This is a genomic window from Pseudomonas sp. Marseille-Q0931 (genome assembly GCF_940789645.1).
Classification (GTDB): Bacteria; Pseudomonadota; Gammaproteobacteria; order Pseudomonadales; family Pseudomonadaceae; genus Aquipseudomonas.
In genome coordinates, this window is record NZ_CALNWT010000002.1 from 562,421 (window position 1) to 581,467 (window position 19,047).

Here is a 19,047-nt window from a genome sequence, read left to right on the forward strand (position 1 = left end):
TCTCCTTTGATTTTCCGGGCCGCGCAGCCTATCAGGTGCGCAGCGGCTGCGGTGCGCTGTGCACCTCGCGAGCCTTGCGCGAATAACGCGAGATATCCAGGCCATCGGCGCTGATCTGCGGACGCTTGTTGGCCATCAGGTCGGCGAGCAGACGTCCGGAACCGCAGGCCATGGTCCAGCCCAGTGTGCCGTGGCCGGTATTGAGGAACAGGTTGCGGAAAGCGGTGGCGCCGACGATCGGGGTGCCGTCGGGCGTGGCCGGGCGCAAGCCAGTCCAGAAATCGGCGCGCTGCAGATCGCCGCCTTGCGGGTAAAGATCGGCAGTGATCATCTCCAGGGTTTCGCGACGACGCGGGTTGAGCGACAGATCGAAACCGGCGATCTCGGCCATACCGCCGACGCGGATACGGCCGTCGAACCGGGTGATGGCGACCTTGTAGGTCTCGTCGAGAATGGTCGAAGTCGGCGCCATGTCGACGTTGGTGATCGGTACGGTCAGCGAGTAGCCCTTGAGCGGGTATACCGGCGCGCGCACGCCCAGCGGCTTGAGCAGCTGCGGGCTGTAGCTACCGAGGGCGAGCACGTAGCGATCAGCGGTTTCCAGCTTGCCGTCGATCCACACGCCGTTGATGCGGTCGCCCACGGCGTCCAGACGCTGGATCTTCTGGCCGAAACGGAACTCGACACCGAGCGCCTTGGCCATGTCAGCCAGCTTGGTGGTGAACATCTGGCAGTCGCCAGTCTGGTCGTTAGGCAGGCGCAGGGCACCGGCCAGCTTGTGTTTGACCCCGGCCAGGGCCGGCTCGACGCGGGCAATGCCGTCGCGGTCGAGCAGCTCGAACGGCACGCCGGAGGCTTCCAGCACGGCGATGTCCTTGGCGGCAGCATCGACCTGGGCCTGGGTGCGGAACAGCTGGGTGGTGCCGAGCTGACGGCCTTCATAACTGATGCCGGTTTCCGCGCGTAGCTCGTCGAGGCAGTCGCGGCTGTACTCGGACAGGCGCACCATGCGCTCCTTGTTGATCGCGTAGCGGCTGGCGGTGCAGTTGCGCAGCATCTGCGCCATCCACAGGTACTGATCGACGTCACCGGTGGCCTTGATCGCCAGCGGAGCGTGCTTCTGCAGAAGCCACTTGATGGCTTTCAGCGGCACGCCCGGGGCGGCCCAGGGCGAGGCATAGCCGGGGGAAACCTGACCGGCGTTGGCGAAGCTGGTTTCCAAGGCGGGGCCGTCCTGGCGGTCGACCACCACCACCTCGAAGCCCTGACGGGCGAGGTAGTAAGCACTGGCGGTACCAATCACACCGCTGCCGAGAACCAGAACACGCATGTTTTTCTCCCCGCCGCGCCCAAGGCGCGTGCGTTACAGGCCATTGTTGTCGATGGGCGCAGTATAGGAAGAGCCGTGCAGTGCTTTTCACCATATACACGGCTATATTTGGCGAGAATTCTTGGCAAAAAGCCGTTTTGCAGAGGCGGATTCCCCATGAGAACCCAGCATCAAAGCCGTCGTGAACTGGACAAGATCGACCGCAACATCCTCCGTATCCTGCAGGAGGATGGGCGCATCAGCTTCACCGAACTGGGCGAGCGCGTGGGGCTATCGACCACGCCGTGCACCGAGCGCGTACGCCGCCTGGAGCGCGAAGGCATCATCATGGGCTACCACGCCCGCCTCAACCCCCAGCACCTCAAGGCCAGCCTGCTGGTGTTCGTCGAAATCAGCCTGGACTACAAGTCCGGCGATACCTTCGAGGAATTCCGCCGCGCCGTGCTCAAGCTGCCGCACGTGCTGGAATGCCACCTGGTGTCCGGCGACTTCGACTACCTGGTGAAGGCGCGCATCAACGAAATGGCCAGCTATCGCAAGCTGCTCGGCGACATCCTGCTCAAGCTGCCGCACGTGCGCGAATCGAAGAGCTATATCGTCATGGAAGAGGTGAAGGAGAGCCTGGCGCTGCCGGTGCCGGAGTGAAGCGCATGCCGTGCGCATAGGAGCGAATTCACTCGCGATCAGCCGCAGCACCGTACCAACCTCATTCGCGAATGAATTCGCTCCCACAGGGTCGCTCCACGCTCCGCCTGCAAGCTGACGAGCGCTGACACATGGGCTATCAAGAAGAGCCAGGCCCTACCGGCGCCCGAATGAGCGAATGCCATTTGTAGGAGCGAATTTATTCGCGATCAGCCGCAATACCGTACCAACCTCATTCGCGAATAAATTCGCTCCTACAGGGCCGCTCCACGCTCCGCCTGCAAGCTGACGAGCGCTGACACATGGGCTATCAAGAAGAGCCAGGCCCTACCGGCGCCCGAATGAGCGAATGAGCGAATGCCATTTGTAGGAGCGAATTTATTCGCGATCAGCCGCAGTACCGTACGAACCTCATTCGCGAATGAATTCGCTCCTACAGGGTCGCTCCACGCTCCGCCTGCAAGCTGACGAACGCTGACACATGGGCTATCAAGACGAGCCAGGCCCTATCGGCGCCCGAATGAGCGACTGCCATTTGTGGGAGCGAATTTATTCGCGATCAGCCGCAATACCGTACCAACCTCATTCGCGAATAAATCGCTCCTACAGGGTCGCTCCACGCTCCGCCTGCAAGCTGACGAGCGCTGACACATGGGGTATCAAGAAGAGCCAGGCCCTACCGGGCCGAAGTGAGCTATTGCCGTTGTAGGAGCGAATTTATTCGCGATTGAACGGGGCCATACCATCCAGGATCGCGAATGAATTCGCTCCCACAGAAGATGCCGCTGCGTCTACACCAAGCGCTGCCGCGTCGTGGCGATCAGGCGGTGTACCTGACGTTCGACTGCCGGCTCGATCGGCTGCTCCGGTCCGCGACCATGCGGACATGGCAAGTTCGGCGTGGTACCGAACAGGCGGCAGATCAGCGGGCGCTGGTCATACACCTCACAGCCGTTCGGCCCCAGATGCACGCAGTTGTACTCGGCCAGCGCCGAGTCATGTTCGGCATCGCTCTTGACCGGCAGGCGCGCCAATTCTTCCGAAGACGCGGTGACCGGCCCGCAGCAGTCGTGGCAGCCGGGCACACAGTCGAAGCGCGGAATCTGCCGGCGCAGATGGTCGATCTTGCGGTCGGTGCAGCTCATCGTTGGGTATCCTTAGGTGATGGCGGCAAGTTTACTGCCAGGCGCCGCAATGTCATTCGCTCAGACACCTCAAGTCGCGGCTAAGCCCCTCCCACCAGGGCCCAGCACTGTGGGAGGCGCTTCAGCGGCAACAGGCCAAAGCCCCATGAGAAAAGACAGCCTGCTTTTTTTCTGCCTGTCTCTTGGCGTGATAACAATCACGCGCTTATGCTGCGTTTAATTTTCCACACAACAAAATCAGGATTTCGCACATGAACGCCCGCGTTCACCAGCCCGTCCACAGTCCACAGCATGCCGTTTCCTATTACGCCGCCAGCGTCAATCGCGGGTTGGCCTACCCACCGCTGGACGGCGAACGGCAGGTGGATGTGTGCATCGTCGGTGGCGGGTTCAGCGGCCTGAATACGGCCATCGAGCTGGCCCAGAAGGGCCTCTTGGTGGCGTTACTGGAGGCGCGCAAGATCGGCTGGGGCGCCAGCGGCCGTAACGGCGGGCAGCTGATTCGCGGCGTCGGCCATGGTGTCGAGCAGTTCGAATCGGTGGTCGGCAAGGACGGCGTGCGCCAGTTCAAGCTGATGGGCCTGGAGGCCGTGGAGATCGTGCGCAGCCGCGTCGAGCAGTTTCGCATCGACTGCGACCTGACCTGGGGCTATTGCGACCTGGCCAACAAGCCGGCGCACATGGACGGCTTCGCCGAGGACAAGGCCGAGCTGGAAAGCCTCGGTTATCGCCACGAACTGCGCATGGTGCCGCAGGAGCGCATCCATGAGGTGGTCGGCTCCGACAATTACCACGGCGCCATGATCGACATGGGCTCGGGCCACCTGCACCCACTCAACCTGGCGCTCGGCGAAGCCGCAGCCGCCCAGTCGCTGGGCGTGCAGCTGTTCGAAGACTCACCGGTGACCGGCATCGACTATGGCAGCGAAGTGCGCGTACATACCGCCAACGGCCAGGTGCGCGCCAAGTACCTGGTGCTGGCCTGCAATGCCTATATCAACGGCCTCAACCCGACGCTGAGTGGCAAGGTGCTGCCGGCTGGCAGCTACATCATCGCCACCGAACCCCTTTCCGAAGAGCAGGCGCGCCAGCTGATTCCGCAGAACATGGCGCTGTGCGACCAGCGCGTGACCGTCGACTACTACCGTCTCTCGGCCGACCGTCGCCTGCTGTTCGGTGGTGCCTGCCACTATTCCGGGCGCGATCCGGCCGACATCGCCGCCTACATGCGGCCGAAGATGCTCAAGGTGTTCCCGCAACTGGCCAACGTGCGTATCGACTTCCAGTGGGGCGGGATGATCGGCATCGGTGCCAACCGCCTGCCACAGATCGGCCGACTCAAGGACCAGCCCAACGTGTTCCACGCCCAGGCCTATGCCGGGCACGGCGTCAATGCTACGCACCTGGCCGGCAAGCTGCTCGCCGAGGCCATCGCCGGTCAGGCAAGCCGCGGCTTCGACCTGTTCGCCCAGGTCCCGCACATGACCTTCCCCGGCGGCAAGCACCTGCGCTCGCCGCTGCTAGCACTGGGGATGGCCTGGCACCGGCTTAAAGAGTTGCTGTAAGCCTACAAATCGCGGCTGAAGCCGCTCCTACGGGCGCGCCGCGCGGCGAAGCTGTCCTTATAACTTCCAGAACGGCAGGCTCGCCTCGCGCTCGGCCTGGGCGCGGCTCAGGCCTATGTCGCGCAGCTGCTGGTCGCTGAGCTTGAGCAGCGCGCGGCGCGTACTCAGGCGCCGCCAGAAGGCCGGCCAGTTGCGACCGAAGTAGCGGGCCTCATCCTTGTGTGGCGCTACCTGTACATCCTCGCCCACCGCCGCGAAATCTGTCTTGCTGAATCCGCTCATGGCTGCCTCCCTCTTACCTTCTGTCATGGGACGTCAGCATGCCGTAGTTAGAAAACACATGACAGATTCAAAAAATCCTTATTTACTCCATACAGATTCGCCGTTTTTTCCCCTGAATGGGATTTCTCAAGGCGAACTGTACTGGTTCAAACCCACCCTGCACCAAAGCGGACGACCGTCATGACGCTCTATTTGAATCTGGCCGAACTGCTTGGCACCCGTATCGAGCAGGGACTGTACCGCCCAGGCGACCGTCTGCCGTCGATACGCAGCCTGAGCCAGGAACACGGCGTCAGCCTGAGCACCGTGCAGCAGGCCTACCGCCACCTCGAAGACATGGGGCTGGCCGCGCCGCGACCGAAGTCCGGATACTTCGTGCCGGTGGGCCGGCAAATGCCCGCCCTGCCGCAGATCAGTCGAGCCGCACAGCGTCCCGTGGAAGTCTCGCAGTGGGATCACGTGCTGGAACTGATCAGCAGCTCGCCACAGCACGACATGCTGCAGCTGGGCCGCGGCCGTCCGGACATCAGCGGCTCGACGCTCAAGCCACTGCTGCGCAACCTGTCGCGCCAGGCGCGCCGGCAGGACCCGGACGTACTCACCTATGGCGGCATTCGCGGCGATATTCGCCTGCGCGAACAGATCGCCCGGCTGATGCTCGACTCCGGCTGCCGAGTGGCTGCTGAAGACCTGGTGGTCACCACTGGTTGCCACGAAGCCCTGTCGGCTGCCGTGCGCGCCATCTGCCAGCCCGGCGACATCGTCGCGGTCGACTCGCCGAGCTTCCATGGCGTCATGCAGGCGCTCAAGGGCTTCGGCATGAAGGCGCTGGAACTGCCTACCGACCCGCTCACCGGGATCAGCCTCGATGCCCTGGAGATGGCTCTGGAGCAATGGCCGATCAAGGCCATCCAGCTCACACCGAACTGCAACAACCCGCTTGGCTACATCATGCCCGACGCCAACAAGCGCGCCCTGGTGGCCCTGGCGCAGCGCTTCGATGTAGCCATCATCGAGGACGACGTCTACGCCGACCTCGCCTACAGCTACCCACGACCGCGCAGCATCAAGTCGTTCGACGAGGATGGTCGGGTGCTGTTCTGCAGCTCTTTCTCCAAGACTCTGGCGCCGGGTCTGCGGGTCGGCTGGATCGCCCCGGGACGCTACCTGGAGCAGGTGGTGCACATGAAGTACCTGGGCACTGGCAGCACCGCGCAGCTGCCGCAACTGGCGCTGGCCGAATACCTCAAGGACGGGCATTACGAACCGCACCTAAGACGCATGCGCGCGCAGTACCTGCGCAGCCGCGACCTGATGGTGGACTGGGTCAGCCGCTATTTCCCGGCCGGCACCCGGGTCAGCCGACCGCAGGGCAGCTTCATGCTATGGGTGGAGATGCCGCAGGGCTTCGACAGCCAGAAGCTCAATCGCGCGCTGCTGCCGCACAAGATCCAGATCGCGCCGGGCAGCATCTTTTCGGCGGCCGGCAAGTACCGTAACTGCATCCGCCTGAACTACGCCGAACCGCCGAGCACGACCATCGAAGCGGCGGTGAAGCAGATCGGTGCGACCATCGCCGAGCTGATCGAAGAGGCTGACCTGCAGCACACGCAGGATCTCGGGCAGTGGCGCTGAGCCGGTTCAGGAACGCGCCGCTTCCATCTCGCTGAAGGCACCGCGCTTGCTCGCCAGGATGATGAACACGAAAGCGCCAGTAGCCATCATCAGCGGCAGCGCATGGCCGCTGAGCCACTGGCTGACGGCACCTGTGGTGAGTGGCCCGATCAGGCAGCCCAGCCCCCACAACTGAGCGACATGGGCATTGGCGCGCACCAGTTCGTCATCACGATAACGCTCGCCGATCATGATCAGCGACAAGGTGAACAGGCCACCGGCACTGGCACCAAAGGCCACCAGCACTGGCCAGATCATCGGTGTCTGCAGCAACGGTGGAATCGCCAGGCTGGACACCAGCAGCACGACGCCACAGGCGCGGAACAACAACTGCCGCGACATGCGGTCGGCCAGCCAGCCGATGGGCAGCTGCAGCACCGCGTCGCCGACCACCACCACGCTGACCATGAACAACGCCACTTCCTGAGTGAAGCCCTGGCGCAGGCCGTAGATCGGCAACAGGGTCAGCATCATCGCTTCGAAGGCGGCAAACAGCATCACTGCCCAGGCGATCGCCGGCAGCTTGCGGCAGAACACCAGCAGCCCGCGCCCGGAGGCGCTGTGTGCATCCACCTGCGGCGCGCCGCTGCGCCCGATCAGGATCAGCGAGCCGCCGATCAGCAGGCACACGCCCGTCCAGAAACCCCGGTCGGTCGCCGTGCCGAGCGCCGTCAGCAGCAGGGGGCCGCTGAGCTGGCTGAGGGCATAGCCGGTGCCGTACAGGGCCACCAAACGGCCGCGCCATTTCTCCACGGCGAGTTGGTTGATCCAGCTTTCGCCCAGGATGAACACCACGGTCAGCGCCACACCGATGAAAAGGCGTAGGCCCACCCAGACCGCATAGTTCTGTACCAGCGCCAGCCCGGCCACCGACACTGCGCCAAGCAGCAGGCATAGCTGCATCAGCACCGTGGTGCCGAAGCGCGCCGCCAGGCGTCCCGCCAGCAAGGCACCGAGCAGCACCCCGACGGCTGGAGTCGCGGCCATCACGCCGATGGCGAAGGAGTCGTAGCCCCAGCTTTCCAGGCGCAGCGACACCAGCGGCATGGTCACGCCCAGCGCCAGGCCGATGCTGATGACCGCCGCACAGACGGCGAAGTAGGTGCCCCAACGCATTGATGAATTCCTTGGCTGACGAGCCGCTGCAAAGACAACGGCCGGGTTCCTCGGGAACCCGGCCGTAGGTTTCGGGAGCGAGATAGCCGGCAGTTTCGTTGCGTTCTCGGCCCTCTCCCCCAGCCCTCTCCCATAAATGGGAGAGGGGAGCCGATTACCTGGCCGACGACCAGAAGATCGCCCCGCTACCTTTAAAGTTTGATCCAGGTGGACTTCAGCTCGGTGTACTTGTCGAACGCGTGCAGCGACTTGTCGCGACCGTTGCCGGACTGCTTGAAGCCGCCGAACGGCGCGGTCATGTCGCCGCCGTCGTACTGATTGATCCACACGCTGCCGGCGCGCAGCGCCTTGCCCACCAGGTGGGCGCGCGACAGGTTGCCGGTCCACACCGCAGCGGCCAGGCCGTAGACGGTGTCGTTGGCGATGGCGATGGCCTCGTCCTGATCATCGAAGCCGATCACCGACAGCACCGGGCCGAAGATTTCTTCCTGGGCGATGCGCATGGCGTTGCTCACGCCGTCGAAGATGGTCGGCTCGACGTAGGTGCCGCCAGTCTCTTCCATCACCCGCTTGCCACCGGCCACCAGCTTGGCGCCGTCGTCATGGCCGGCCTGGATGTAATTCAGCACATTGTTCATCTGCGTGGTGTCGACCAGCGCACCGACGTTGGTCTCCGGGTCCAGCGGGTTGCCCGGCTTCCAGGCCTTGATCGCCTCGACCACCATGGGCACGAACTTGTCCTTGATGGAGTTCTCCACAAGCAGGCGCGAACCGGCGGTGCAGACCTCGCCCTGGTTGAAAGCGATGGCACTGGCGGCAGATTCGGCAGCGGCCTGCAGGTCCGGTGCGTCAGCGAAGACGATGTTCGGGCTCTTGCCGCCAGCCTCCAGCCAGACGCGCTTCATGTTCGACTCGCCGGCATAGACCATCAGTTGCTTGGCGATCTTGGTCGAGCCGGTGAACACCAGAGTGTCGACGTCCATGTGCAGGGCCAGGGCCTTGCCCACAGTGTGGCCGAAGCCCGGCAGCACGTTGAACACGCCGGCCGGGATGCCGGCCTCGATGGCCAGCTCGGCGATGCGGATGCCGGTCAGCGGCGACTTTTCGGAGGGCTTGAGGATGATCGAGTTACCGGTGGCCAACGCCGGGCCAAGCTTCCAGCAGGACATCAGCAGCGGGAAATTCCACGGCACGATGGCGGCGACCACGCCCACCGGCTCACGGGTGACCAGACCGAGCTGATCGTGAGGCGTGGCGGCGACTTCGTCATAGATCTTGTCGATGGCCTCGCCGCTCCAGCGAATGGCATTGGCCGCGCTGTTCACGTCGATGCTCAGCGAATCGCTGATCGGCTTGCCCATGTCCAGGGTTTCCAGCAGAGCCAGCTCCTGTCCATGCTCCTCGATCAACTCGGCGAAACGGATCATGACCTTCTTGCGCAGGGCCGGCGCCATACGTGACCACGCACCGGAGTCGAAGGCGGCGCGGGCGTCCTTGACCGCCAGCTCGGCGTCGGCCTGATCACAGCTGGCCACCAGGCCGAGCAGACGCCCGTCGACCGGGCTGATGCACTCGAAGGTGGCGCCGGACTCGGCGGCGCGGTATTCGCCGTGGATGAAGGCACGGGTTTCGATGGTCAGGGTCTTGGCACGCTGTTCCCAGTCGCTACGAGTCAGGCTAGTCATTCCGGCATCCTCTCAATGGGTGGAAGCGGCGCCCGCAGGGACGCGCGCTGTCAATAATTCTGCAAGGCCAGCTAGCTGGCCAAATCCTGCTCGCCACACTAAACCAGTGGGCTGTGGCTTTTCAATATTTTTGACATAGACGGGGAAAAGCCCTTGTCATGTTCGTTTTTTTAAACATAGACTGCCGCCACGACTCTACCGTCGCGGCCCCCGCTGGCCGCGTGATCAACGCCACCGCCCCACGGAACAGCCAGATGAACATCGAGCAGATCGTCGACTTCGCCCAGGCCGGCACGGCCGCCGAACACTATTGCCCCGCAGCGGAGAAAGTGCTCAAGGGTGACCCCGAGCAGAGCGTACGCAACCACTACAGCAGCCCCTGCGGCCAGTTCAGCACCGGCATCTGGGAAGGTGCAGTGGGCCAGTGGACGGTGAACTACACCGAGCATGAGTACTGCGAAATCCTCCAGGGCGTGTCCGTGCTGCGTGATGCCGATGGCAACGCCAAGACCGTACGCGCCGGCGACCGCTTCGTGATTCCCGCCGGGTTCTCCGGCACCTGGGAAGTGCTGGAAACCTGCCGCAAGGTCTACGTGATCTTCGAGCCCAAGTAAGCACCTGACCCCTCGCCCTACGGACTGGTTCCGGGCTCACCGAATCCTGTTGTTGCTTGTCACCCTTCGACCCGCCTTGTGCGGGTCTTTTTCTGCGCGGCGGGGGCTTCAGCGCACTGACACCTTCTCGACCACAGCCGAACGCACGCCGCCCGCCGCCAATGCCAGCAGCGCAAATAGCACGACGGCATGCGTCATGCTCAGCCAGCTCGCCAGAGCGCCGAACACCGGCGCGCCCAATGTCTGGCCAACGGCGATGCCGAGAAAGGCGATGGTCAGCCCGGTAGCGGGGCGCTCGGACAATGCGGCCACGCCCCAGACCAGATAGATACCGCTCAGGGTGATGTAAGCCGCGCCGAACATTGCGCCGCCCAGCAGCGTCAGGGCCGGCGCGCTCCCCAGACCGACCAGGACGATGGCCGCCGCCAGCGCGGCCAGGCACAGACGGTGCGCCCAGTCGATGCCCAGTCTGGCGACCAGAGCCCCAGCCCCGGCACCGGCGATCCCGGCGGCACCGATCACCACCCAAAGCAATCCGGCCCCAGCGCTCTGCCACCCCAGACGCTGCGCCACGATCTCGCTGCCGAACGACCACAAGGCCGTGCTGGCCGCGCCCATCAGCAGGGACGCCACTACCAGTCGCTTCAAGGTGGCGCTGAACAGTGCCGCCCCCGCGTGAGCCTGCACAGGCGGCGCGGAGGTACGCGGCACATGCAAAACCGCCAGCACCGCCAGCACGCATGCCGCGGCTGCGAACACGCCGTAGGCCAGCCGCCACTCGGCGCCGAACATCAGTGCGACCGGGCCGGACAGAATCACGCCTGCACTGGTGCCGGCATTGATCAGGGTATTCGCGCTGTCCTGGCGCTGCGGCTCGACGACCGCAGCCACCGCGGCGGACATGGGCGGTGAAGCCAAGCCGGTGCTCATACCGGCGAGCAACACCGCAGCGGCGAGCCACAACGCCGATGGTGCGAGGGCGATGCCGAGCATACCGAGCATGGCGATCGATGCGGCAACGAAGGCGACGGTACGCGCGCCGAGTCGCTCGGTCAGTTGTGCAGCGACGACGATGGCGAGGCAGTAGCCAAGAAAGGAGCCACCGGCGATCAGGCCGCCAACGGCGTCCGGCAGGTCGAGATCAGCATCGATCTGCGGCAGGAACAGGCCGAAAGCGAAACGGGCGAAGCCGTAGCACACCGCTATCAGGCCGAAGCCCGTGACACCGAGGCGCCATTCGCGGGTCATACCCGCCCCCGCAGGACCAGCAGCGTCGCCGCGCGACCCGCCGTGACCACAGCCGCCAGGCCGCGGTAGCTGGCCGCGGCCGTGGCGCCTTCGAAGAGAATGACCACCTGCTCGACCAATTCCTCATCGGCGCTGGTGCCCAACTGACGGGCGAGAATCCGCCGCACCGTCTCGCTGAAGCGCGCCTTGTACGCCGCCACGACCTCGGTGACCTCCGGCAGGGCCGTGCCGAGTTCGCCCTGAGCACGCAGGAACAGGCAGCCTCGCGCACCCTCCTCGCCCATCCAGCTGGCCAGTGCATCGAACAACGCCTCGACGTTGTCCAACTCCAGACGCTGCAGGAAGCGCTGCCCACGCGTCATCAGCACGGCCGCGATCAGCTCGTTCTTGCTGCCCGCGTGCTTGTACAACGTGCGGCTGGACATCCCGGCCGCCTGCGCCAGGCGATCCATGCCGGTTGCGTTGAAGCCGTGCCGGTCGAACAGCTCTTCGGCCACGGATATAAGCTTGGCGTCGACATTCATAAGGCCAAGGTAAAACGATCATTTTACCTCGTCAACCAATCATAAATGCTCAGGCAAAAAAGACCCGCACAGGGCGTAATGCTGTTCACTTAAGGTTGTGCGCGCTTTGCTCCCCTCTCCCATTTATGGGAGAGGGGCTGGGGGAGAGGGCTGAAAACGCCGCAAGTCTGCCAGCACCCCTCGCCGAACGCGGCCCGCCCTAACCCTCTCCCCAGAGGGGCGAGGGGACTGATCGCGCACAATTGAACAGCATTACCGCACAGGGCGGGTCTTTCTATCAGCACGCCGAGACGTGCTTAGCGTCCGGCTCAGGCCAGCTCGTCGAAGCACTCGGCGACGATGGCGATGCCTTTTTCCAGTTGCGCGTCCGGAATGGTGACGGGCATCAGGAAGCGGATGACGTTGTAGTAGGTGCCGCACGACAGCAGGATCAGGCCCTTCTCGCGCGCACGGGCGACGATCTTGCCCACCAGCTCGGCAGCCGGCTTGTTGTGGTCGCCGCCTTCGAACAGCTCGATGGCGACCATCGAACCCAGGCCACGCACGTCACCGATCACCTTGTGCTTCTCGGCGATGGTCTTGAGGCCCGCCTTGAGCGTCTCGCCGACGGCGTTGGAGCGCTGCAGGAGGTTCTCTTCGTCGAACACCTTGAGTACGGCCAGGGCCGCGGCGCAGGCGATCGGGCTGCCGGCGTAGGTGCCGCCCAGGCCACCGGGGGCGATGGTGTCCATGATCTCGGCCTTGCCGCACACGCCGGAGATCGGGAAGCCGCCGCCAACGGACTTGGCGAAGGTGGTCAGGTCCGGCACCACGCCCAGTTGCTCGGTAGCGAAGAAGCTGCCGGTACGGCCGGCGCCGGTCTGCACTTCGTCGGCGATCAGGAGGATGCCGTGCTGGTCGCACAGGGCGCGCAGGCGCTGCATGAAGGCCGGAGAGTTGACGTAGAAACCACCCTCGCCCTGCACCGGCTCGATGATGATGGCGGCGATGTCCTGCGGCTGCGCGTCGTTCTTGAAGATGCGCTCGATGCTGGCGATGGACTCGTCCTCGCTCACGCCGTGCAGCGGGCACGGCGCCTGGGCGCGGTACACGCCAGCCGGCATCAGGCCCATGCCGGCAGAGTACGGTAACACCTTGCCGGTCAGCGACAGGGTCATCATGGTGCGGCCGTGGTAGGCGCCAGTGAAGGCGATCACGCCGGCACGGCCGGTAGCAGCGCGGGCGATCTTCACGGCGTTCTCGACAGCTTCGGAGCCGGAGGTGACCAGCAGGGTCTTCTTGGCGAAGTCGCCCGGTACGCGCTTGGCGATTTCTTCGCACAGCTCGATATAGGGCTCGTAGGCCAGCACCTGGAAGCAGGTATGGGTCAGCTTGCTCAACTGCTCCTGAACGGCAGCGACCACCTTCGGGTGCAGGTGGCCGGTGTTCAGTACGGCGATACCACCGGCGAAGTCGATGTACTCGCGGCCTTCGACGTCCCATACGGTGGCGTTCTCGGCGCGCTCGGCGACGATCGGGTGGATCTGGCCGACGCCGCGCGGTACGGCGGCAGCACGGCGTTGCAGCAGAGATTCGTTGGTCTTGCTCATGGTGTCCTCAGGTCGTCCCCGGCGGGAGGTCGGCCCAGCATGCGATGATCGACTGAACCGAGCCCGCAAGGAACTCAATAGGTTTACGACTTACAACCGGGACGCCGCACGCTCTTTCGCACCTTGCCCCGTCTTGGCATCAGATGCCGCCCAGGCACATGTACTTGATCTCGAGGTAGTCCTCGATCCCGTACTTGGAGCCTTCGCGGCCCAGGCCGGAAGCCTTCACACCGCCGAACGGCGCGACTTCGTTGGAGATCAGGCCGGTGTTGATGCCCACCATGCCGTACTCCAGCGCCTCGGCCACGCGGAACACGCGGCCCAGATCGCGGGCATAGAAATAGGAAGCCAGGCCGAACTCGGTATCGTTGGCCATGGCAATCACCTCGGCCTCGTCCTTGAAGCGGAACAGAGGCGCCAGCGGGCCGAAGGTCTCTTCCTTGGCCACGGCAGCGGTTTTCGGCACGTCCACCAGGATGGTCGGTTCGAAGAAGGTGCCACCCAGGGCATGCGGCTTGCCGCCCAGGGCCAGTTTGGCGCCCTTGTTCACCGCGTCGGCGATGTGCTCCTGCACCTTGGCCACGGCCTTCTCGTCGATCAGCGGACCGGTGGTGGTGCCATCTTCCAGACCGTTGCCGATCTTCAGCTTGGATACAGCGGCGATCAGCTTCTCGGCGAAGGCATCGTAGACGCCATCCTGCACGTAGATACGGTTGGCGCAGACGCAGGTCTGGCCGTTGTTGCGGTACTTGGAGATCAGCGCACCTTCGACGGCGGCATCCAGGTCGGCGTCATCGAAGACGATGAACGGCGCGTTACCGCCCAACTCCAGCGACACCTTCTTGATGTCCTGGGCGCATTCGGCCATCAGTTGGCGACCGATCTCGGTCGAGCCGGTGAAGGACAGCTTGCGCACGATGGGGTTGCTGGTCAGCTCGCCACCCACCTCGCCGGCGCTGCCGGTGACCACGCTCAGCACACCTTTCGGAATGCCCGCGCGCTCGGCCAGCTCGACCAGGGCCAGGGCAGAGAACGGCGTCTGCGAAGCCGGCTTGATCACCATGGTGCAACCGGCGGCCAGTGCCGGGCCGGCCTTGCGGGTGATCATCGCGGCGGGGAAGTTCCACGGGGTGATGGCCGCGGTGACGCCGATCGGCTGCTTGATCACGAACAGGCGCTTGTCCGGCTGGTGGCCGGGAATCACGTCGCCGTAGACGCGCTTGGCTTCTTCGGCGAACCACTCGATAAAGGAGGCGGCATAGGCGATCTCGCCCTTGGCTTCGGCCAGCGGCTTGCCCTGTTCCAGAGTCATCAGGCGACCGAGGTCATCCTGGTTCTCCATCAGCAACTCGAACCAGCGACGCAGCTTGTTGGCGCGCTCCTTGGCAGTCAGCGCACGCCAGGCCGGCAGCGCCTTATCGGCGGCTTCGATAGCGCGGCGGGTTTCGGCGCGGCCCATCTTCGGTACATGGCCGATGATTTCACCGGTGGCCGGGTTGTTCACGGCAATGGTCTGACCGCTGTCGGCGTCCAGCCACTGGCCATCGATATAAGCCTGTTGGCGCAGCAGCTGGGAGTCTTTCAGTTGCATGGCAGTCTCCTTCAGTCCGGCGCCCGGGCGCCGGGGTAAAGTCGTTGAAGTCACGGGCAGAGCCCACAAGGCTGGAAAGGCGGGCCTTGCGAAGCCTGGGTAATGGATTCAGAGCCGTTGAACGTGCGGGGGTTCAGAATGACCGAACGCACCGTTTGAAATCTCAAACGAATCCTAGGAGCGGCAACGCTAAAGGGCAATAGTCGAAAGGGTAAAATTGACGAAAGAAGCGTTAAAAAACTGGCGAGACTCAGCTGCGAAGGGTCAAAAAGTGTAAAGCTCGTTCGAAATAACGCACGATCATGCAGAATGGACGCTAACCGCCGACATGGGTATGATTGCGCCCCGCAACGCATCCGTAGCTCAGCTGGATAGAGTACTGCCCTCCGAAGGCAGGGGTCGTGGGTTCGAATCCCGCCGGATGCGCCAGATAGAAAACAAGGGCCTAGGTGAAAACCTCGGCCCTTTTTTTCGATGGGTGCTGTCTCATGGATATGAGAGGGCGAATGCCCGCTTCGAACCAAGGCCTGATGCAAGGACTAGGTTCTTCCAACAGGCGCTTGGTGCATTCATTCTCAGCGCCCGGCGCACACGGCGAAATCACGCTTGAGCACACGGTGCGACGACGTGCTTATATAGGACTCTCGGAAATTAGGCTCATTACGCGGCTTAACGGTCCGGATAGCAGTGGGCTGACGTTCGAACCCACTCTGCAGCCAGTCGCTGTACCTCACAATGGCGCTTACACCTGCGCTGGCCTTCGGCCACCCAGCACCCCGCTTATCTGGAATAAACCGTTTTTAGCTTGGGTATGGCACCTCGCGTGATAGGGTTAGTCCCTGCTCTCCTTAAAATTGGCCGCCGCACGCGGCCCTCACAAGAGCGTCCCAAATGCAAGCCAAGGCACGCGAAGTTCCTGTGCTGCCGGTGCTACAGGATCTGCGGGCCGGTACTGCAAAACTGCACATCGGTCTGGAAAAACAGCTTCCCTTTTTCTCTGACCTTCTCGACAAAAACGCCTTTCAACGGCTGATGCAGGCCTACTACGGCTTCTACCTGCCGCTTGAAAATGCCTTACTCGATAGCGACGTGATACCTGCCGATTTCGACCTGGTGTCGCGCCTCAAGGCACCGACCCTGTGCAAGGACCTGCATGCCCTAGGCCTGTCAGCCGAGGCCATCGAGCGTTTGCCGATCTGCCAGAGATTGCCTGCAATAAGCTGCAGGCCTGCCTGCCTGGGCGTTCTGTATGTGCTCGAAGGGGCCACGCTCGGTGGACAAATCCTGCGTCGGGAAATGGCTTCACGACTGGGCCTGAACGCCGACAACGGAGCGGCGTTCCTCGATATCTATGGCGCGGAAACCGGGCGACGCTGGCGCAGTTTTATTACGTATCTGGGAAGTCGATCCCTGGATACGGACGAGCGCGAAGCCGTTGTCATGGCGGCCCAGACCACATTCGCCTGTTTCGAGCGCTGGCTCGAACGCAGAGAGGTACTGATATGACCCCGCAGAACAAAGAGGCCTTCGAAGAACTGCTGGCCAACTGCGCCGACGAGCCAATCCGCTTCCCCGGGGCGATCCAGCCTCATGGATTGCTGCTGACACTCAGCGAACCGGATCTCGAGATCATCCAGATCAGCGCCAATGTCGAAACATTGCTGGCGCACACGCCGCAAGAACTGATCGGCCAACCGTTACACAAGCTGATTGGCCAGGCCCACGCCGAAGCAGTACGCGAGGCGTTGATGCGGCCAGCGTTCGCCGACGCCGGGCCACTTCACTTTCACATCAATGGCACGACATTCGAGGGCTTGCTGCATCGGCATCAGGGCGTGTTGATCCTGGAGCTGGAAATCCACGTGGAAAATTTCCAGCCGCGAAACGTCGCGGGGCTCAACACCAACCTGGGACGCATGCTCCAGCGCCTGCAACAAGCGAGCACGCTGCAGGAGCTGTACGACATCAGTGTCAAGGAAATTCAGGCGATGACCGGTTATGACCGGGTGCTCATCTATCGCTTCGAGGAAGAGGGCCATGGTCAGGTAATCGCTGAAGCCTCCGCTCCGTCGATGGAGCTCTTCAATGGCCTGTTCTTCCCCGCCTCGGACATCCCCGAACAGGCTCGCGAGCTGTATCGCACCAATTGGCTGCGAATCATCCCCAACGCCGATTACCAACCGGTGCCACTGGTGCCGAAGCTGCGACCCGATACGCAGACTCCGCTGGACCTGAGCTTCGCCACGCTGCGCAGCGTTTCCCCGATTCACTGCCAATACATGAAGAACATGGGGGTGCTGTCGTCGATGAGTATCTCCCTGCTCAAGGACGACAAACTCTGGGGCCTGATCAGCTGCGGCAATCGACAGCCGTTGCACGTACCGCATGAACTGCGTAGCGCCTGCCAGACTATCGGCCAGGTACTGTCGCTGCAGATCAGCGCCATGGAGTCGCTGGAGATCAGCAGTCAGCGTGAAGCGAAGATCGATGCGCTGAGGCTGCTCAATCAGGCCATGATCGATTCTTCGCAGACTGTTTTCGATGGGTTGGCAGCGCAACCTGAGGTGCTGATGGCGCTGACGGGGGCTGGCGGTGTCGCAGTCATCGAAGACAAGCAGCTACGCCGATACGGCAACTGCCCGGAGCCTCAGGAAATCCGTGCGTTGTACCAATGGTTGCAGGACAGGGGCGAGCCGGTGTTTTCCAGTCATCGCCTTTCTGCTGTCTATCCGCCCGCCGCGCAGTATCCGCAAGTGGCTAGCGGCCTATTGGCGATGAGCCTGCCCAAACCGGTGGATAACGGCGTTCTGTGGTTTCGGCCGGAGGTGAAGGAAAGCATCAACTGGAGCGGCGATCCGCGAAAACCCATGGATCTGGAAAATTCCGATGCTGGCCTGCGCTTGCGGCCTCGCACATCGTTCGAAATTTGGAAGGTCGAGATGGCCGGCATCTCAACCAAATGGAGCCAGGGAGATTTGTTTGCGGCCAACGACCTGCGCCGCTCGGCGCTGGAGCATGACCTCGCCCGGCAAGTACGCCGCGAGCAGGAGGCGGTGCGTGCCCGTGACGAGTTGGTTGCCGTGGTCTCGCATGACCTGAGAAACCCCATGACGGTGATTTCGATGCTCTGCGGCATGATGCAAAAGACCTTTAGCTCCGACGGCCCGCACACGTCGCGACGCATCGCTACCGCGCTCGACACCATGCAGCAGGCCGCCGGACGGATGAATACGCTGCTCGAGGATTTGCTCGATACGTCGAAGATCGACGCCGGGCGCTATACCATCACCCCGCAAAAGCTCGATGTCGGACACATGTTCGAAGAAGCGCAATCGCTGCTCGCACCACTCGCGCTGGATAAGGACATCAGTATTTCCTTCGAGGCTGATCCTGATCTGCGCATTCACGCTGATCCAGAGCGGCTGTTTCAGGTGCTCTCGAACCTGATCGGCAATGCGATCAAGTTCACCCCGCGACAGGGCCAGGTCGGAGTCCGCGCGAAATCTGTCGGCGATGACATCGTATTCACCGTGCGCGATACCGGCGAGGGCATCCCCACGGAGCACCTGCCTCATGTGTTCGACCGTTACTGGACGGCAAAGGATGGCAATCCCACCGGGACGGGTCTTGGTTTGTACATTACCCAAGGCATCGTGGAAGCCCACGGCGGGCATATTGGCGTCCAGAGCGAACTGGGCAAGGGCTCGGAGTTTCAGTTCACCGTGCCGGCGCTTGCGGAAAGTGCGCTGTAGGCGACTCGGACGCCTCTCTAGCGGCGAGGTTCTAGCTGGATAGGCGTCCGAGATCAGCAGGCCAGTGCCGCCAGGACCATCGCCACGCAATGGAGAGAAATACGCATGGATATTCTGCCGCTGATCGCTATCGCATTCGTGGTGTTCTGCATCTATTCGTGGCAACGCTCGAGGCCCAAGTCACGCGCGGGTAAAAGCAGGAGAAGCGGCCTGAGCGGGCAGGATTCCAGCCCCGGATACGGTGACGGGGGCTTCGACTCGGGCGGCGGGGGCGATGGTGGCGGCGG

The 19,047-nt window shown here is 63.2% G+C and carries 15 protein-coding genes, 1 tRNA gene and 1 pseudogene; 8 read left to right on the plus strand and 9 right to left on the minus strand.

Annotated features, from left to right (window positions below):
* Window positions 1-31: 31 nt before the first annotated feature.
* Window positions 32-1,330: a D-amino acid dehydrogenase gene (gene dadA / locus P3C50_RS08805; protein WP_275545697.1), complete on the minus strand. Its 1,299-nt coding sequence runs from the start codon at window positions 1,328-1,330 to the stop codon at window positions 32-34.
* Window positions 1,331-1,486: 156 nt separating this feature from the next.
* On the opposite strand from dadA, the gene dadR reads away from it, so the two are divergent.
* Window positions 1,487-1,975: a transcriptional regulator DadR gene (gene dadR / locus P3C50_RS08810; RefSeq protein ID WP_197857795.1), complete on the plus strand. Its 489-nt coding sequence runs from the start codon at window positions 1,487-1,489 to the stop codon at window positions 1,973-1,975.
* 791 nt (window positions 1,976-2,766) lie between these two features.
* Here dadR and P3C50_RS08815 read toward each other — a convergent pair.
* A complete protein-coding gene (locus P3C50_RS08815) occupies window positions 2,767-3,120 on the minus strand; it encodes a YkgJ family cysteine cluster protein (RefSeq protein ID WP_275545698.1) in 354 nt (117 codons plus the stop codon).
* A gap of 251 nt (window positions 3,121-3,371) precedes the next feature.
* Between P3C50_RS08815 and P3C50_RS08820 the strand changes: the two genes are divergently transcribed.
* A complete protein-coding gene (locus P3C50_RS08820; protein WP_275545699.1) occupies window positions 3,372-4,685 on the plus strand; it encodes an NAD(P)/FAD-dependent oxidoreductase in 1,314 nt (437 codons plus the stop codon).
* Window positions 4,686-4,742: 57 nt separating this feature from the next.
* Here the strand turns inward: P3C50_RS08820 and P3C50_RS08825 are convergent, their stop codons facing one another.
* Window positions 4,743-4,967, minus strand: a complete 225-nt coding sequence (locus tag P3C50_RS08825) for a DUF1127 domain-containing protein (RefSeq protein ID WP_275545700.1) — start codon at window positions 4,965-4,967, stop codon at window positions 4,743-4,745.
* Between the two features lie 180 nt (window positions 4,968-5,147).
* Here P3C50_RS08825 and P3C50_RS08830 point away from each other — a divergent pair, with 180 nt between their 5' ends.
* Window positions 5,148-6,602, plus strand: a complete 1,455-nt coding sequence (locus tag P3C50_RS08830) for a PLP-dependent aminotransferase family protein (RefSeq protein WP_275545701.1) — start codon at window positions 5,148-5,150, stop codon at window positions 6,600-6,602.
* A 6-nt stretch (window positions 6,603-6,608) separates the two neighbouring features.
* Here P3C50_RS08830 and P3C50_RS08835 read toward each other — a convergent pair whose 3' ends face one another.
* Both P3C50_RS08835 and P3C50_RS08840 read right to left on the minus strand, forming a co-directional pair.
* A complete protein-coding gene (locus P3C50_RS08835) occupies window positions 6,609-7,895 on the minus strand; it encodes an MFS transporter (protein WP_343252189.1) in 1,287 nt (428 codons plus the stop codon).
* A 53-nt stretch (window positions 7,896-7,948) separates the two neighbouring features.
* The gene (locus P3C50_RS08840; protein ID WP_275545703.1) at window positions 7,949-9,442 is read right to left on the minus strand and encodes an aldehyde dehydrogenase; all 1,494 of its coding nucleotides are present in this window, start codon (window positions 9,440-9,442) and stop codon (window positions 7,949-7,951) included.
* A 254-nt stretch (window positions 9,443-9,696) separates the two neighbouring features.
* On the opposite strand from P3C50_RS08840, the gene P3C50_RS08845 reads away from it, so the two are divergent.
* Window positions 9,697-10,056 carry a cupin domain-containing protein gene (locus tag P3C50_RS08845; RefSeq protein ID WP_275545704.1) on the plus strand — a complete coding sequence of 120 codons (360 nt, stop codon included), beginning with the start codon at window positions 9,697-9,699 and terminating at the stop codon, window positions 10,054-10,056.
* A gap of 108 nt (window positions 10,057-10,164) precedes the next feature.
* Here P3C50_RS08845 and P3C50_RS08850 read toward each other — a convergent pair whose 3' ends face one another.
* The 4 genes from P3C50_RS08850 to gabD form a co-directional block, all read right to left on the minus strand.
* Window positions 10,165-11,304: an MFS transporter gene (locus P3C50_RS08850; RefSeq protein WP_275545705.1), complete on the minus strand. Its 1,140-nt coding sequence runs from the start codon at window positions 11,302-11,304 to the stop codon at window positions 10,165-10,167.
* Window positions 11,301-11,828, minus strand: a complete 528-nt coding sequence (locus P3C50_RS08855; protein ID WP_275545706.1) for a TetR/AcrR family transcriptional regulator — start codon at window positions 11,826-11,828, stop codon at window positions 11,301-11,303. The genes P3C50_RS08850 and P3C50_RS08855 overlap by 4 nt, the downstream gene beginning before the upstream one ends.
* Window positions 11,829-12,136: 308 nt before the next feature.
* Window positions 12,137-13,417 carry a 4-aminobutyrate--2-oxoglutarate transaminase gene (gene gabT / locus P3C50_RS08860; protein ID WP_275545707.1) on the minus strand — a complete coding sequence of 427 codons (1,281 nt, stop codon included), beginning with the start codon at window positions 13,415-13,417 and terminating at the stop codon, window positions 12,137-12,139.
* A gap of 139 nt (window positions 13,418-13,556) precedes the next feature.
* Window positions 13,557-15,008, minus strand: coding sequence for an NADP-dependent succinate-semialdehyde dehydrogenase (gabD, locus tag P3C50_RS08865; RefSeq protein ID WP_275545708.1), 1,452 nt, complete (start codon window positions 15,006-15,008; stop codon window positions 13,557-13,559).
* Between the two features lie 352 nt (window positions 15,009-15,360).
* Here gabD and P3C50_RS08870 point away from each other — a divergent pair.
* The 4 genes and pseudogenes from P3C50_RS08870 to P3C50_RS08885 form a co-directional block, all read left to right on the plus strand.
* Window positions 15,361-15,437: transfer RNA gene (locus P3C50_RS08870), tRNA-Arg, on the plus strand.
* 462 nt (window positions 15,438-15,899) lie between these two features.
* Window positions 15,900-16,514: a biliverdin-producing heme oxygenase gene (locus P3C50_RS08875; protein ID WP_275545709.1), complete on the plus strand. Its 615-nt coding sequence runs from the start codon at window positions 15,900-15,902 to the stop codon at window positions 16,512-16,514.
* Window positions 16,511-18,760: an ATP-binding protein gene (locus P3C50_RS08880; protein ID WP_275545710.1), complete on the plus strand. Its 2,250-nt coding sequence runs from the start codon at window positions 16,511-16,513 to the stop codon at window positions 18,758-18,760. Before P3C50_RS08875 ends, P3C50_RS08880 begins: the two co-directional genes overlap by 4 nt.
* A 105-nt stretch (window positions 18,761-18,865) precedes the next feature.
* Window positions 18,866-19,047 (plus strand): annotated as a pseudogene (locus tag P3C50_RS08885) (hypothetical protein); the annotation flags it as partial.